This window comes from Spirosoma arboris (assembly GCF_009754945.1).
GTDB classification, from domain to species: Bacteria; Bacteroidota; Bacteroidia; order Cytophagales; family Spirosomataceae; genus Spirosoma; species Spirosoma arboris.
In genome coordinates this window covers 524,655-540,669 of the sequence record NZ_WPIN01000001.1, presented here as the reverse complement: position 1 = coordinate 540,669, position 16,015 = coordinate 524,655, and the positions used below count along the sequence as shown (strand labels likewise).

Below are 16,015 nucleotides of genomic sequence, written 5' to 3'. Positions count from 1 at the left end.
TATTTATTTGACTCCTTTGAACGTCATACCTTGAACCTTGAGTGTTATGGACGTAGCTTTCTGGTCTGCACCAAGGTCGAATTTGACAACCGAATCACTCGCGCCTTTGAATTCATCGGCTTCCGATCCTGGCGTGAGTACCGATTCATTCTCGCCTGCCTTCATATACAGATGACCTTCTTTGGCTGTCACTTCGATATACTCAAAAGGAAGTCCTGTCATTTTGTATTTCCCCGCATAAGCATCCAGATTTTGAGTGGACGAACTGGATGGTGTTGTAGCTGGCTTTGTACTGGCTATCGCCGATTGGCTCGTTTGAAAATCCACATCCATGAGCACAAACAGGGCCTGACCGGCTGGGGCTTTATCATTCTTAAAGACCAGATATACATCGTGAACGCCTTTCACCTCAGCTAGTTTTGCAATTACCGGCGGTGGTAGATTGGTCATACTAGACCCATCTGCCGGTGCAATAAACACCGTTTCGCCAAGTAGTTTCCCCGTTGGTTCATCCAGCCGAACTTCAATAGTGCCTCCCGCTGCATTCAATTGAGCTTTGGGAGCCGACGCTGTAAATTTCAGTTGAGTAATGCCCGTTAAGTCGATGTTACTAAACCCAATACTGGACCCTTTCACCGAGGCTATGATAATAGTGCCGTACTTCATGACCCCATCTATCTTATCGGCTTTTCCGGCTGGCATTTTTGAGCTACGCAACAACAGTGTTTTTTCTGCCGTAATAGGCGGAATGCTTCCGTTGCCCTTGTCCTGATAAGCAGCCCGAACTAGGTAACGGCCTTCGCCCTTGTCGCTCGAAGGCAGAGTCATGGTATAGCTTCCCTTCACAGGCAACGAAGGCGCAGCCTGTTTCTTTTCGGCCAGACTCAGAATATAGGAAACCATAATTCCGGCATCGGCCTGCGACAGTTGCGGGTGTGCGCTCATGGCTACGTCACCCCACACGCCACTACCACCCGAAATGACTTTTTTAGTTAACCGATCGGCGGCACTGGCATCGCCTTTGTACTTAAGCGCCACCTGTTGATAGGCGGGTCCGATGGACTTTTTCTCGATACTATGGCAAGCTTTGCAATCATTGGCTTCTATCAGGCTAAGCCCTTTGCCTACCTGTGCGGTTGCATCGGCGCTGCGATGCCCTTGAGCAATTGTGACCAGGTCATAGCCTTCGGCCAGATAGTCGATGTTAACGGCGACCTGTTCCGGCTTGATTTTCCCTGGGGTCGCGCCCGACTTGGCGAGGCTACCATCTTCTTTGTCGGTAACCTTTACCTCATAGTCAAAGGGCTGACCCGGAAAGAAAAAAGTCTGGTTGCTGTTTTGGGTTTCGAACGTAAGCACAGGCTCTTCATTCCCCGCCATAATCTCGATAGCCCGGCTACTGCTGCCGCCCTTAGTATCGGTTACCGTCAGGGTAGCCTTGTAAATCCCGGCTTTGTCGAAAGCTACTGTTGGGTTAGCCTCCCGGAACGTGCGGGTGGTGCCACCTGCTGTGGGTTTTACCGTCCAGACATAGGTCAGTGCATCGTTGTCAAAGTCTTTCGTGCCAGCCGACGAAAGGCGAGCTTTGAAGGGAATCGATCCACCTTTTTTAGAGGTGGCTACCTGAACGATTGGCTTGCGATTACCACTGTTGTATTCAATACGTACTAATCGGGCGTCATCATTCTGGGTAAACCAGCCACTGCCGTATTCCAGCATATACAAATCGCCTTCTGGCCCAAACTCTATATCCATGGGGTTGGAAAATTTGTAGCTGGGCATTACCCGCTCCATCGACTTATAATTACCGGAAGCATCTAGTGTAACAGCCATCAGCCAGCCTCGCATCCATTCGTACGTCAGGAGTTTACCATCGTAATAATCTGGGAAAGGGCGCTTGGCGGCTTTAAATTGGTCTCGGTAGTAAACCGGACCTGCCATGGCCGAACGACCACCAGAACCCACCAGCGGAAACTCTTTCGATTCGGCATAGGGATACCAGATAAAGGCTTTCTGAGCTGGCGGCAATTGATTTAACCCTGTGTTATTGACCGACTTATTGATGGGCTGGGCCGGGTCGTACAACGGACCAGACTCGCCGGTAGCAAAATCGTAGAGGTGATAAGGTTTATTATCGCCCACAAAATAGGGCCAGCCATAATTACCCGCCTTTCGTGCCTGTCCAACCTCATCCTGACCAGCGGGACCACGCTTCTCATTAGGCTGAGAGGCATCGGGACCAATGTCTCCCCAGTAAAGGAAGCCGGTTTTGGAGTCTACGGAAATTCGGAACGGATTCCGGTGGCCCATCGTGTAGATTTCAGGACGGGCTTTCTCCGTCCCTTTTGGAAATAAGTTACCTTCGGGAATGGTGTACGATCCATCGGCCTCAGGATGAATCCGGATGATTTTACCGCGCAGGTCGTTCGTGTTGGCCGAGGTCATCTGCGCATCGAAGGGTGACCGCCCCGGCCGCTCATCCGACGGACTATACCCATTAGATTGCTGCGGATTAATATTATCACCGGTTGACAGGTATAAATTCCCCTTCGCATCGAAGGTTAACGAGCCGCCCGCATGGCCACTGATTTCCCGCTGAGTTGCTACTTCCAGAATGACTTTTTTCGACGAGAGTACCAGTTCATCTCCTTTCAGTTCATAGCGGGTCAGGATATTTTTAGCTGCTGACCCTTCGGGCGAGTAATACAGGTAAAGCCAGTGATTTTCAGAAAAATGTGGGTCTTTGGTTATTCCTAGCAAACCGCCTTCGTCTTCGCCAACTTTCCCCTCCTTATCGGTCACTTTAGTGTTTACCGGAATATGTGCAATCGTGGTAAGCTTACTGGTCGATGGGCTGAAGAGTTTGACAGCACCTTTGCGTTCAACGAGTAGCACACGGCTATCTGGCAGCACCACTAGCTCCATCGGCTCGTCGAGCTTCTCGGCCAGCACAACTTTTGAAAACCGGTTCTCGTCGGGCAGTAGTTTCGTTTTTGCCTTGGTATAGTCTAATGGTTTGGGTGAGTCGCCCCCCATCACATAATGTAAACCGGCCCCCAGATGCCGCAAGAACAGTGGCTCCGAGAAGGTTGCATCGGTATGGCCACCCGCTGTATAAAACGAACGTCCACCATCAAATTCCTGATACCAGGCCATCGGATGATTATCACCATTGGTACCGCCCTTATAAGTCTTTTCGTCAATGGTTAGTAATACATGCAACGCAGGGCTAATGTTTTTGAAGGAATAAAATTCATCTTCCCGCTCCCAGCGCTCCGGCAGGAAACTAGTTGCCGGGTTGTTTTTATCTACGACAACGAATGTCCCTTTCTGGACATTGTCGGGCATGGGGTGGTTGGAAAACCATGCACCAGCCAGTTGGTTGTACCAAGGCCAGTCATATTCGGTATCAGTAGCCGCATGAACGCCCAGATAGCCCCCTCCGGCCTGAATGTAGCGTTCGAAGGCATTTTGCTGCTGCGAGTTCAACACGTCGCCGGTTGTACTAAAAAAAACGACTGCCCGGTAGCGTTTTAGGTTTTCTTCGGAAAATCGGCTGGCGTTCTCGGTGGTGTCAACGGCAAAGCCTTGCTCTTTACCGAGTTTAAACAGAGCCTGTTGGCCCGCCCCGATAGATGCATGGCGAAAGGCGGCAGTTTTGCTAAACACAAGGATACGGGGCGGTTCATTAACAACCACATACGACCATAGTCCAGTGGACAGCAGACCGACTAGTGCTGTTCCAACCAACCAACGAAGGGAATTAGGAAGAAGCTGTAGCATCGAAAAGTAATTGATTATTTATCGAAAAAATTGAAGTAATCTCAAAACTGTAAATTTTACGGAATAAAGATAGGGCGCCTTTTTCTTAATTCGTAAATTTTACGGAATATTTTTTTTAGTTTTGATGATATGAATTCGCTAGAAGAAGTCGACGACTTTGTCAAGAACGGCCATAGGCATTATTTGCCTCATTTGAGTATCGACCCGGTCATTTTTGGCTACCACGATCAGCAACTCAAGATTTTACTCCTCAAATGGAAAGGACTTAATGGCTGGGGATTGCCCGGTGGTTTTATTCAGCGAAGAGAGCCCCTAAGTCAGGCAGCCCATCGCATTTTGCAGGAGCGCACAGGTTTGGAGTCTATATTTCTTCAACAGTTTCACATTTTTGGTGATTCGCCCTACCGACTTCAAGAGCGAAGTACGAGTGAGTTCAGAGCAAATTATGGCCTTGAGGTAAACGACGATAATTGGCTGTTCGAACGTACGCTGTCGGTTGGCTACTTCGCTTTAGTCGATTATTCGAAGGTTAGTGTCCGGACTGACTTTTTCACCGAGGATTACCAATGGTGGGATGTAAAACAGGTTCCTCCACTTTTATTCGACCAGAGTGAAGTCGTAGAAAAGGCGTTAGCTACGCTTCGGCTTCAGATCTATCACCAGCCAATTGGCTATAACTTGCTGCCCGAAAAATTTACTCTTCCAGAAATTCATACGTTGTACGAGACGATTCTGGGAAAAGAACTGGATCAGCGTAATTTTTCCAAAAAGCTCGTTGCCCTGGGCCTAATCAAAAAACTGGCAGAACAACGAGCTATTGGTCCACACCGGTCTCCTTATCTATATCAATTTGAGAAAGAAGCTTATGAGGATGCCTTGAAGCAGGGCATCGTGCATACCTATTAAAATTCCTGCACCATAAAGCTTTCATCGGGATTGGCCTGCACTACAAACGTCTTCGTAAGCGTCTCTGCGCCGGTTGCGATTGTCAGGTGATAAGTACCAGCACTCAAGCCTGAAATGTCGAATTGCTGACTTAACCCTTTTTGAAGGGCTACCGTTGAGGTATAGACCGATCGGCCGTTGGCGTCCTGAATTGCAAGCTGGGCTTTGGTCTGCAGGGGTTGAATGTAGAGTTTAATTTTATGCTCGTTGGTCATCACCAGACGGGTCTGAGCGGTTTCAGGTTGTGTAGTTGATTGATGAGCAAACGATGCGGTACTAGCTACTAGACCCAACATCAGAATAAGTATTTTTTTCATGGCTTTTTTTAGTAAGTGTTTATCTCATTTGACCGCACCGTTTCGGCGATCTGGTGAGACAAAGTTGCCATGTGCATAGGAAGCCCGAAACTAAAAGGCGACGATCACTTGAATCGGAAAGATGAGTATGGACTTTTGACTGATGAGCGATCACATCCATTTTCCTATAGTTACCAAACCATAGATAACCGATTACCTCAAATGGCTCTTCCCGCTGCTTATAACCTGCCGCAACAAGGCAAGATCGCCGTTTAGTTAATATAATATCAATTTGACCGATTTTAATCTTTCTGGTGGCAGTGAAGTAGTACCTTCAAACTAATAAAGTAGTCTCTGTGACCAATAGAGCCACTTTTAGTAACTCCGTAACTGCCTCTCACCATGAACTTTCTCGCTCTGCTCGCTGCTGGCAGCATCGCCTTTATAGCTTGTCTTATTTATGTCTTTCGAACAATTCGGCTTGAGAAGAAATGTCCAAGCTGTGGAAATCCCCATCCCGATCGCACCGCGAGGGCTGGACTAATGAAGTTCGTCTCTAGCAAAGCCTACCGTTGTACAGCCTGCGGCAAACGGTTCTATCAACTAGAAGGCAAGAGGACGTCCAATGCAGTCTAGTACTCTACTTCTCTATGAAAAAAACCGGACTACGATTTCTATCTTTCTTTTTACTGATAACTTCCTTGCTGCTTTTGGCTTGCTTAGTTTCTTTTCTTTATCAGCACCAGTTAAAGTGGGCTCTACCTGTTTTTCTAGCGTCGATTAGCTGTACATTTCTAGGCGCATTGTTGTCTGCTAAGATTGTCCATACTCCCACCAACAAAAATTCACAAAGTTTTGGCCAGAGCGTCAGCAGGACTGAAAATACACCATCAATTATAAAATCGAGCGACGAAGGCAGTTCCTTTGGCAATCAGGAATCACAGGCAATAGAAGCAGATCAACACACAATCACAACTGATTCGAATACGCAGGGGCTGCTCGGGCAGAATGATGTACTAGTGAACTAGTGAGGGCTAAAGCAAAAGCCCGCTATGAAGTGTCATAGCGGGCTTTGCAATCAATAAATCAGTACGTTTTGATAGCCTATACCTAACAATAAGCAGGCTGTTGAGTACACCATTGGTATACTCTTTCCCGGCTTCGCTTAAGTCGCATCTTAACAGCGCAGCCCTTAATATTGTACAATCCCGCAATTTCTTCGACAGTTAATCCATCTTCATATTTTAACTGTAGCAATGCCTGATCTTTTACCGACAGGCGTTCCTGCGCCTGCCTGATCAATTGAATCATTTCATCCTGTCGCTGAATTGCGCCTGTGTCTGGCACTTCCTGTTTCAACAAATTGTCTAGAGAGTCAACTGGAAGCCGCTTTGCCAGTCGAAGCTGGTCTGAACAGTAATTATACGAAATGGCATAGAGCCAGGTTGAAAAACTGGATCGTTCCTGAAAGGCGTCTATTTTAGCGAAAACTTTCAGAAAAATGTCATGCGTAAAATCCTGAGCCAGCTCATGGTTTCGAGTCATAGACAAACACCTTCGGTACACTTTGCCAACGTAGCGCTTATAAAGCATTTCGAAGCATTGCTTGGGTTGACTGTGGTAAAGCTGACGAATCACTTCCTCATCTGAACATAAAGTTAGCATAGTTAATAGGTTGAAATATATTAAACATCATTTATGGGTTCTAATTTGTACTGAGTATTCGTTCCAATTTCGTTCCGATGGTAGGCTTTGTGAGCGACCATCAGTAACATCCATTTCCATTAATCTTTCGATATGGCAAAAAGGGAACGGTAAGGAACTAAGCAGAACCAGAAAGCACATTGGCCAACTGATTTTGTTACCAAAATACGAAAAGTTGGATAAATCTAATTTTTCTTCACGTAGAAATATCTGGCGCAAACAATACCTCAAGCTCCTGCCTGCCTTATTTACAGGTAAGATAAAGCCTATCAGTTAATTACCTTAATTTTACCCTCAGAATAATGCATTCGGGATAGGAAGCGTTAACGACGAAAGGGGTCGCAGAAACGGCCATTCTATCAGAACAGCCAGAGAGGAATTTTGGCTGTAGCTTCTGGAAAGTCCTGAAAACCGCCAGAAACTAGCTTATCAATCCATCGAAGGCTAATTTTTATCAAATAGCACCTAAGGATCAGCGCTAGCCTTTCATAAACCGTACTAAGCCTGCCTCCACTAACAAAAACGCCAGTGCAGCCAGTAGGAAGTATTTCCAGAGGCTTTTGCCTAAGTTTTCCTGCTCCAGAACCTGTACAAAATCACCATCCTGAATACTGTCGAACACCTCTACATTAGGCTGGTTTGCGAAGGCTCGGCGTAGTTCATCGGCTGAATAAAAATCCATTGCAGATTCCTGATTGCCGTGGTTAAAGGCCAACAAGCGCTCGGTTTTTCCTTCACTATTCAACAAGGCATAATAGCCTGCTTCAATTTCCTGACCAGCCGCCAGTTCGTTGCTTTTGGGCATTTCGAGCAGAAGTTGATTACCTACTACCCGCTGCACGGGAATAATTTCCAGTTTGTCACGCTTCAATTTATATACCGAGCGTTCGGATGGGTTACTAACAGGAATCGTTAGCAGGTTGTCATCGAAGGAGTAGGCTGTTCGTTGTGCCCGAACGCTCAGGGCCGCCATTTTATACATGACCGGCACAAAAAGAGCATGTTCAGCTAAATTACCATAAGCAGATGACAGCGGACTGGCGAATATATAAACACTCCCCGGTGATGTACCACCAGCTTTTGACTGAGTCAGCAATGGATTACCATCGCGTAAAGTCAATAACCGTTCCCCAGCATTCCACCGCCAGACGGGAGCAGCTGTTGGCATATTCAGCGGCTCAGACTGATAGCTTTGCTGGAACACATCGCGGAAGAAAGGGGTACGTCGGTCAGGATCAGCCACCGGTACGGATGTTGGCGTGGTACTGGATGAAGCGAGTATTTGTACGTTACTAACTCCTAAAGTCTGCAAAAATGGCTGATATGATATTGTATTAGGTACAGTGGGCGGAATGATCGCTAAGCTTCCTCCCTGTTTTACAAAGCGTTCCAGTTCGGTTCGTAATGTACCGTTTACATCAGACACGCCCTCTAGTATTACTAAATCGGTTTCTTTTAATTGCCCAACATCGAAATTCTGGGCATTGAAACTCCGATGGACAAATAAGCTATCATTGGAGTAGACCGCATCCACATAACCTGTTGGCCGGCCCGAGGGACCAGCCTGTTGCTCATATAAATGCAACACTCGAACTGCCGGAGAGGCTTCTATTACAAAAAAATACTGGTTGTCGAAGGTGATTGGATAGTCTTCAAACACAATCCGTCCTCGATGATACCCTTTCGATGTCACGTTAAAATTAAGCGAAACTGTTGCTGAACCTCCCGGTGCCAGCACGGCCGAAGCCGTAGACGTTTGCGTATCATCTAAATACAATCGTATCGGAAGATTCCGAACATTTTCTCGGCCCGCATTATTGAGCTTCACGTTAATGCTGTTGTTCTGCATTTCCCGGATAAAGGGCGTGCTTAGCCAGACTGAATCAACATATACGTTTTTAGTGGCCTGCGCATCCAGAGGAACAATAAACAATCGATCAGTTGTATCAATTTTTAGTCGCGATAAATCACCAGCAGTACTCTTCTGAAAATCTGAAAACCAGAACAATTGATTTCGTCCACCCGGATTAAGCGAACTCAGCAAATTACGCTGCCGCCGATAAACGGTTTCGAGCGTACGGGGCGTATGAGCAAAGCGAATGGAAGTAACCCGATCGCGAACCGACTCAGCCGTTCCAGCCTGTTGCTCTGCCGCCGAAAAATCGTTGGTCAATAATTGAAGCGACGTCGCATTACGAAACAACGTCAATAATTCATCTAGTTTACCCGTAGCAATATCTAAGTACCGCTTAGTATTGCGCTCATTCTGCATGCTAAATGAGTTATCAACATATAGGCTCGTAACACCCTGCCGCGACAAACCCAATTTATTTTTACTAGGGATAAACGGTTGAGCGAACGCTAGTACGAGACATGCCAGAAACAAACAACGGCACGCCAGAATAAGCCAGTGTTTCAACCTTCGAAACGATTTGGTCTCGGTTTGAACACTCCGAAGCAAGGCTACATTCGTGAAAAATACCCGCCGTGTCCGCCGGAAATTAAACAGGTGAATGGCAATCGGAACCGATATGGCCATCAGGCCAAACAAGAAGGAAGGATAAAGGAAATTCATTCAGCGATGGTCAGGTGTTGTTGGCATGGTCAAGGATTGTCAAAAATTGTCAAATGTTGCAGGATCAGTCAAAAGTTGTTTATCAAATCCTGAGCATGTTAACTATTCTTGATTTGCCTAATCGTTTCCCAACAGTTTTATTCTTAACGCCCTGATATAGGTCTTTCGTTTCTTTAGTGCCTAAGTTAGTCAGGGATTGTGATTTCGTAAAATGCTGTTTTGGTTTGCAGTACATCCGTATAAGTAATTGAACCCCGCTCATCGCCCATTGTCATGAAATCGTCAATAGGCGTATGCCCAACAATCTGATGAAATCCTGGTAAATAGTCGACTTTTGTCTCTGAGCGATCAGCCCAAATAGGGCCACCGAAAGGATCATGCCCCCCTCTTCTGGAACTCACCTCAAACAGTAGATTCCGAATGTGATCAGGCTGCTCATGTATCTTATTCAATAATCCGGCCAGATTATAGTCAGGTGTGATCGCAAGCGTTTCATTTCCTGTTTTCTTCAGAAGTCGGGCCAGCCATTTAGTTGTAACGCCCGCATGTGTGAACAAATAAGGGCCCCGTTGATGCGCCATTTGAAACAGACTATGATATTTGACAAACAGATCTGTCAAATCGGATTGTGCCCACGCCCGAAATCCAGAACAACGGTAATTCGGAAAATGCATGTATTGTGCATCGTGATTGCCAACAAGCAACACGAGTTTATCTGGCTGACGAAGTTTTAGGTGGATAATCTCATTCAGATTCGTGTAAATTGTTTCATCATCAACAATGTAACTGTCTGTATAATCACCAAGGAAAATAACCTGGTCGTACTGAGTAAAGTTAGCTTCCTTCCAGACGGTTCGTCCGTGCAGGTCACTGATAGCAAGGAATTTCATGAACGATTTTTTCTCCGCCAGATAAAACCATCCGGCACATAACGGGTTGTTTGTGGCATTGCCAGTAAAGAAACTAACGTTGCTAGTAGATACGGCTCCCTAGTCAGACGAACTCATCCTACAAACCTTCTTCAAGATAAGCCAGAATACCGATCAAACTAAAAAATAATCCAATAAAAAAGCCCCAACTGGAAACCAGTCAGGGCCGAAGTCTGAAACGCTCCAAAGATGGGAGCATTTCATTTATTACAATGTCCGTTTCACTTCTTTCAATTCGAAGCTTTCTATTACATCACCCACTTCAATGTCGTTGAAGTTTTTGATACTCAAGCCACATTCGTAGCCGAATTTCACATCACTAACATCTTCTTTAAAGCGTTTCAGCGCACTTATTTCGCCCGTATGGATGACAATAAAGTCACGAATGATCCGGATTTTATTATTTCGTTTGATATTACCTTCCGTCACATAACAACCGGCAACTGTACCAATTTTGCTAATTTTGAATACCTCACGAACTTCAATGTTACCTACGATTACCTCTTCAACAGTTGGTGCTAGCAGGCCTTCCATAGCATCTCTCACCTCGTTGATAGCATCATAAATGATGGAATAGAGACGAATTTCGATCTGCTCTTGCTCGGCTAATCTACGCGCACTCGATGACGGGCGCACCTGGAAGCCAACAATGACTGCATCTGAGGCTGAGGCCAGCAATACATCTGATTCGGAAATCTGGCCAACTGCTTTGTGGATGATGTTCACCTGAACTTCTTCTGTAGAGAGTTGTAATAGCGAATCGGATAAGGCTTCAACCGAACCATCCACATCACCTTTCACAATTACGTTCAGCTCTTTAAAAGTACCGATAGCTTTTCGGCGACCGATTTCTTCAAGCGTAATGTGCTTACGAGTACGTAGCGTTTGTTCACGCAGGAGTTGTTCGCGTTTGTTCGCAATTTCTCGGGCCTCGCGATCCGTTTCCATCACATTAAACTTATCCCCTGCTTGCGGTGCACCCGGCAGACCCAGAATTTGAACTGGTGTTGCTGGACCAGCTTCTTTAATTCGCTCACCCCGGTCGTTGCTCATAGCCCGTATACGACCATAGTGTGCCCCAACAAGCATGATGTCGCCTTGGCGGAGTGTACCGTTCTCAACCAGTACAGTCGATACGTAGCCCCGACCTTTATCAAGTGAGGCTTCGATAACAGTACCCAATGCGCGACGGTCAGGGTTGGCTTTCAACTCAAGTAATTCAGCTTCAAGAAGTACTTTTTCCAACAGATCATCAACCCCTAAGCCGGATTTCGACGAGATCTCCTGCGCCTGATATTTACCACCCCATTCTTCTACGAGCATGTTCATAGACGCGAGTTCAGCCCGAATTTTTTCGGCATCAGCACCCGGTTTATCTACTTTCGAAAAAGCAAACACAATAGGTACCCCTGCTACTTGCGCGTGGTTAATTGCTTCACGTGTTTGTGGCATGATGCTATCATCAGCAGCAATCACGATGATAACTACGTCGGTTACTTTAGCACCACGAGCCCGCATAGCCGTAAAGGCTTCGTGACCCGGTGTATCCAAGAACGTAATCATGCGATCGTCACTGGTTTTTACACTATAGGCACCTATGTGCTGTGTAATACCCCCTGCTTCACCAGCAGCTACTTTCGCACGACGGATATAGTCAAGCAATGATGTTTTACCATGGTCAACGTGACCCATAATGGTCACAATTGGAGCACGGGGTTGCAGATCATCTGGCTCATCTGCTTCAACATCAATACCTGCTTCTGTTTCGTCTTCAGCAGATATAAATTGAACGTCATAGCCGAACTCATCTGCAATAACGGTAATGGCTTCAGCATCCAAACGTTGGTTGATCGAAACGAACATTCCGAGGTTCAAACAAACCGAGATAACTTCGTTAATCGAAACATCCATCAGCGATGCCAGATCGTTTGCCGAAACGAACTCAGTTACTTTCAGGATTTTTGCTTCCAGTTCCTCTTGTTCATTCAACAGACGGCGATCTTCTTCGCGTTGGCTCCGGCGATCACGTCGGCGGTCAGCCCCCCGATTAGGTGTATTACCCTGCATCCGGGCATTGGTCTGCTGAATCGCCTTCCGAACATCGGCCTGTGTTGGTGCTTCACGACGGTTGTTGTTACCACTTCCGCTCCGGTTAGCATTATTTCCTCCACCACGGTTTTGTCCCTGTCCGTTACCTCCTCGATTGGCGTTATTACCGCCCCCCGAACGATTATTGTTGTTGGCGTTATTTCCAGAACCTGCCTGTCCGTTTCCATTTCGATCCCGATTAGCAGTGTTAGCACCCGAGTTCTGACCATTGCCACCACCAGCGCGATTGGCTGGTGCCTGACTACGATCCCCCTCACGTGGGGTACCCTGACCTTGTCCCTGCTGACGATTTCCATCGCGCGGAGCAGTGTTACCACCAGTCTGGTTACGATCCCCCTGCGGGCGATCGCCTGAGGTGCGATTTGCCGGACTGCGGTCGCCATCGCGAGGAGCACGATCATTACGATGGTTACCGCCCTGACCCTGTTGTTGACCACCGCCACCCTGATTCGGTTGTCCTGTGCTTCCAAGAGCACCCTCACGACCACCACGAATCCGTTTGCGTTTTTTCTTATCGGCGTTGCTGTTTCCTCCCCCTTGCCGAGGGTTATTTACAGGCAATTCAATTTTACCAAGAATTTTCAGTCCACCAAGTTGATGGCTACCAGCTGCCCGAATAGTTTCGGTTGGAGCCTCTTCCTCGTTATCAGGCGCTGTTACAGTTGGTTTCACCTGCGGAGCTTCTGGCTTGGGTTTAACTTCAACCGTTGGCTTCGGCGCTTCAGTCCGAACAACAGGTTTTGGAATTTCAGGCTTAACAACGGGTTTTGGAGTCTCCACTTTTACTACCGGAGTCTCTACTATCTTTGGTTGAGCGACGACCACTGGAGGTGTCTCCTTAGGTACTGGCGGTGTTTCTACGGGCGTTGGTACCACCAGAATGGGCTGCACTTGAACCGGCGTCGGCTTCACATCAACGGGTTGAATAGGTACTACAGGCTTTACAGCTTCCACTTCTGGCTTAACAACAGGTGCAGTCGGTGGCTGCACTGGTATTGGTTTTGGAACTTCCGTTGCTACTGGTACCGGGTTAGCCGTTGGTGTCGGAGTAGCTATACTATCCGATGGTTTCGGTGTATCAACCGGTTTTATCTCTTGTGGTGGCGTTGCTTTCGCTTGCGGCACAGGAGGAGCGGCTACCGCTGGCTTAGCATTCAAATCAATTTTACCCACTACTTTCAATCCTGGCAAACCTGTCTGAGCAGTTTGCGGAATTGGTTTCGACTCGATTGGAGTCGTTTTGGGCAGTTCAGCTGGGGCTGATTCTGGTTTGTTTTCGACAATTGGACGTCTCGCATCATCACGACGGTACAAAACGACATCCTCCTCCTGAGAACGCGGTGGCTCGGCGACCGCGACCGACGGTTCGGCCCGGCGAGCTCCGTTCAGGAGTTCCGTTGATTTATACTCCTTCGCTAACACCTCCAACTGTTCCATGTTGATTTTGGTGTTAGGATTAATTTCGACCTTAAACCCCTTGGCAGACAGACTACTCGCAACAGAGGAAAGTCCTTTGTTGAGAATTTTTGCCACTTGGCTTAGGCGCATTGACTTTTCTTCTGCCATACTTCGGTCTATATTCCGCAAATTTAATGGTTGTTGGTATCTTATGAACACCACTTACAACAATAAAAATCCCGCATTTTGATAATGAAGAGCGAAAAGTTAAGAATGAAGAATAAAAGGTTGTCTAATTATTCTTCATTCTTAACTTTTCACCACAGGGGCGTCCCCGTCTTCATTATTAATTTTATTCAAACTCCTGTTTCAAAATATTCACAATTTCTTCGACGGTATCCTCTTCCAAATCGGTTCGGCGAACGAGTTCTTCTTTGCTAAGAGCCAGCACACTTTTGGCGGTATCGAGACCTATTTTACGAAGTTCATTGATCATCCATTCATCAATTTCGTCGGAGAATTCCATTAAATCAACGTCTTCGTCATCTTCCTGACCCTCATTATCGCGGAATACATCGATTTCCATATCAACTAGTCGACCAGCCAGCTTAATGTTCTGCCCACCCTTACCAATTGCTAACGAAACCTGATCAGGCTTCAAAAATACAGACACACGCTTGGTTTCCCGGTCGATCTGCATCGAGCTGATTTTAGCAGGACTAAGCGCCCGACTAATGAGCAGTTCCAGATTTTCTGTGTAGTTAATTACATCGATATTTTCATTCCCTAATTCACGCACAATACCGTGAATCCGGGAACCTTTCATACCTACACAGGCACCTACTGGATCGATGCGATCGTCGTACGATTCAACAGCAACCTTGGCACGTTCGCCCGGCTCCCGCACAATCTTCCGAATTGAAATCAGTCCGTCATAAATTTCAGGCACTTCAATTTCGAACAAGCGCTCTAAAAATACTGGAGAAGTTCGCGACAACACAATTTTAGGCGTTCCATTCACCATTTCTACGCGGCTAATAACCGCTTTCACAGCTTCACCTTTGCGGTAGCGGTCTTTCGGAATTTGCTCTGTGCGTGGCAAACTTAGCTCGTTGCTTTCTGAATCAACCAGAATTATTTCATGTTTCAACAACTGATATACTTCAGCGCCAACCAGATCACCAACCTGATCTTTATACTTCTGATAAAGGAGTTCTTTCTCCATATCCTTTATCTTCTGAATAAGGGTCTGGCGAGCTGTCTGAACCACCCGCCGTCCGAAATCTTCCAGTTTTACTTCTTCGGCAACCTGTTCACCTACTTCAAAGTCGTCCTGAATTTTGCGGGCTTCGGCAAGGGGAATTTTATCATAATCCCAAATATCTTCGGAGTTATCATCCACGATTTCGCGCGTACGCCACATTTCCAGATCACCACTTTCGGCATTGATAATGACGTCGAAATTCTCGTCGGTACCATACTTTTTACGAATCATTGTCCGGAAGACATCTTCCAGAATGGCGATCATGGTAGGCCGGTCAATATTTTTCGACCGAGCGAAATCAGCAAACGATTCGATTAATAGTCCACTGGTCATTTTTATTAGTAGTTTGTCGTTTGAAGTCTTAAGTTAAAAGTTCGTGGTTATCAGATGCGTCTTGTTCTTACATCTGTCAATTACAAACTTTAAACTTAAGACTTCAAACTATTTAAATGATACTTCTACATTCGCTTTTTTAACCTCCCCAAATGCAATCGGCGTTGGGCCAACAGGAACTGCCTCGGTAGTTAAATCAGCTTCTTTTTTCTTTTTACTCTTCGACTTCTTTTCTGGCTCAATATCCAATATGATCTGATCATCTGAAACTGATACCAATTTACCTTTTCGGATAGTGCCATCGGTAAGTGTAACAATTAGCTGTCGCCCGACATTACGAACGAACTGACGAGAAAACGTCAGCGGATAATCGACACCCGGCGATGAAACTTCGAGTGTAAATGGAGCTTCACCAAAAAAATTCATTTCATCCATTTGTGCGCCCAGCTTACGGCTGATATCAGCACACTCATCGATGGTGATTCCAGCATCACTATCCAGCAGAATGGTCACTTTAATGCGACCACCCTGGCGTCCAACTATCTGTACATCAACGATATATAGATAGTCATTATTCAGATACGGCTGAAGTAGTTCGGTTATTTTCGCTTTGTCGTCCATAAGGTAAGGCTAACAAAAAAGGGAGTGCGACTCCCTTTTTTGATCAATGCCATATGGT

The 16,015-nt window shown here is 46.4% G+C and carries 10 protein-coding genes; 2 read left to right on the top strand and 8 right to left on the bottom strand.

Annotation, left to right across the window (positions count from 1 at the left end; translation table 11 throughout):
• Nucleotides 1-3: 3 nt before the first annotated feature.
• On the bottom strand, nucleotides 4-3,783 hold the full coding sequence (locus GO755_RS02210) for a ThuA domain-containing protein (RefSeq protein ID WP_157582932.1): 3,780 nt from the start codon (nucleotides 3,781-3,783) through the stop codon (nucleotides 4-6).
• A 129-nt stretch (nucleotides 3,784-3,912) separates the two neighbouring features.
• Here GO755_RS02210 and GO755_RS02205 point away from each other — a divergent pair, with 129 nt between their 5' ends.
• Nucleotides 3,913-4,689 carry an NUDIX hydrolase gene (locus tag GO755_RS02205; RefSeq protein WP_157582931.1) on the top strand — a complete coding sequence of 259 codons (777 nt, stop codon included), beginning with the start codon at nucleotides 3,913-3,915 and terminating at the stop codon, nucleotides 4,687-4,689.
• Here GO755_RS02205 and GO755_RS02200 read toward each other — a convergent pair.
• Nucleotides 4,686-5,045 carry a T9SS type A sorting domain-containing protein gene (locus GO755_RS02200; RefSeq protein WP_157582930.1) on the bottom strand — a complete coding sequence of 120 codons (360 nt, stop codon included), beginning with the start codon at nucleotides 5,043-5,045 and terminating at the stop codon, nucleotides 4,686-4,688. The genes GO755_RS02205 and GO755_RS02200 overlap by 4 nt on opposite strands.
• A 69-nt stretch (nucleotides 5,046-5,114) precedes the next feature.
• Between GO755_RS02200 and GO755_RS02195 the strand changes: the two genes are divergently transcribed.
• Nucleotides 5,115-5,300 (top strand): hypothetical protein, encoded by a 186-nt coding sequence (locus GO755_RS02195; RefSeq protein WP_157582929.1) that lies wholly within the window; start codon nucleotides 5,115-5,117, stop codon nucleotides 5,298-5,300.
• A gap of 834 nt (nucleotides 5,301-6,134) precedes the next feature.
• On the opposite strand, the gene GO755_RS02190 is transcribed toward GO755_RS02195, so the two are convergent.
• The 6 genes from GO755_RS02190 to GO755_RS02165 all read right to left on the bottom strand — a co-directional run bounded on the left by GO755_RS02190 (nucleotide 6,135) and on the right by GO755_RS02165 (nucleotide 15,957).
• On the bottom strand, nucleotides 6,135-6,689 hold the full coding sequence (locus GO755_RS02190) for an RNA polymerase sigma factor (protein WP_157582928.1): 555 nt from the start codon (nucleotides 6,687-6,689) through the stop codon (nucleotides 6,135-6,137).
• Between the two features lie 517 nt (nucleotides 6,690-7,206).
• Nucleotides 7,207-9,303 (bottom strand): BatA domain-containing protein, encoded by a 2,097-nt coding sequence (locus tag GO755_RS02185; RefSeq protein WP_157582927.1) that lies wholly within the window; start codon nucleotides 9,301-9,303, stop codon nucleotides 7,207-7,209.
• A 185-nt stretch (nucleotides 9,304-9,488) separates the two neighbouring features.
• Entirely contained in the window at nucleotides 9,489-10,193 is a 705-nt protein-coding gene (locus GO755_RS02180; protein ID WP_157582926.1) for a metallophosphoesterase, read from the bottom strand.
• Nucleotides 10,194-10,439: 246 nt separating this feature from the next.
• Nucleotides 10,440-13,907 (bottom strand): translation initiation factor IF-2, encoded by a 3,468-nt coding sequence (gene infB / locus GO755_RS02175; RefSeq protein WP_157582925.1) that lies wholly within the window; start codon nucleotides 13,905-13,907, stop codon nucleotides 10,440-10,442.
• Between the two features lie 184 nt (nucleotides 13,908-14,091).
• Entirely contained in the window at nucleotides 14,092-15,336 is a 1,245-nt protein-coding gene (gene nusA, locus GO755_RS02170; protein ID WP_157582924.1) for a transcription termination factor NusA, read from the bottom strand.
• Between the two features lie 108 nt (nucleotides 15,337-15,444).
• Nucleotides 15,445-15,957, bottom strand: a complete 513-nt coding sequence (locus GO755_RS02165; RefSeq protein ID WP_157582923.1) for a ribosome maturation factor RimP — start codon at nucleotides 15,955-15,957, stop codon at nucleotides 15,445-15,447.
• Nucleotides 15,958-16,015 lie beyond the last annotated feature (58 nt).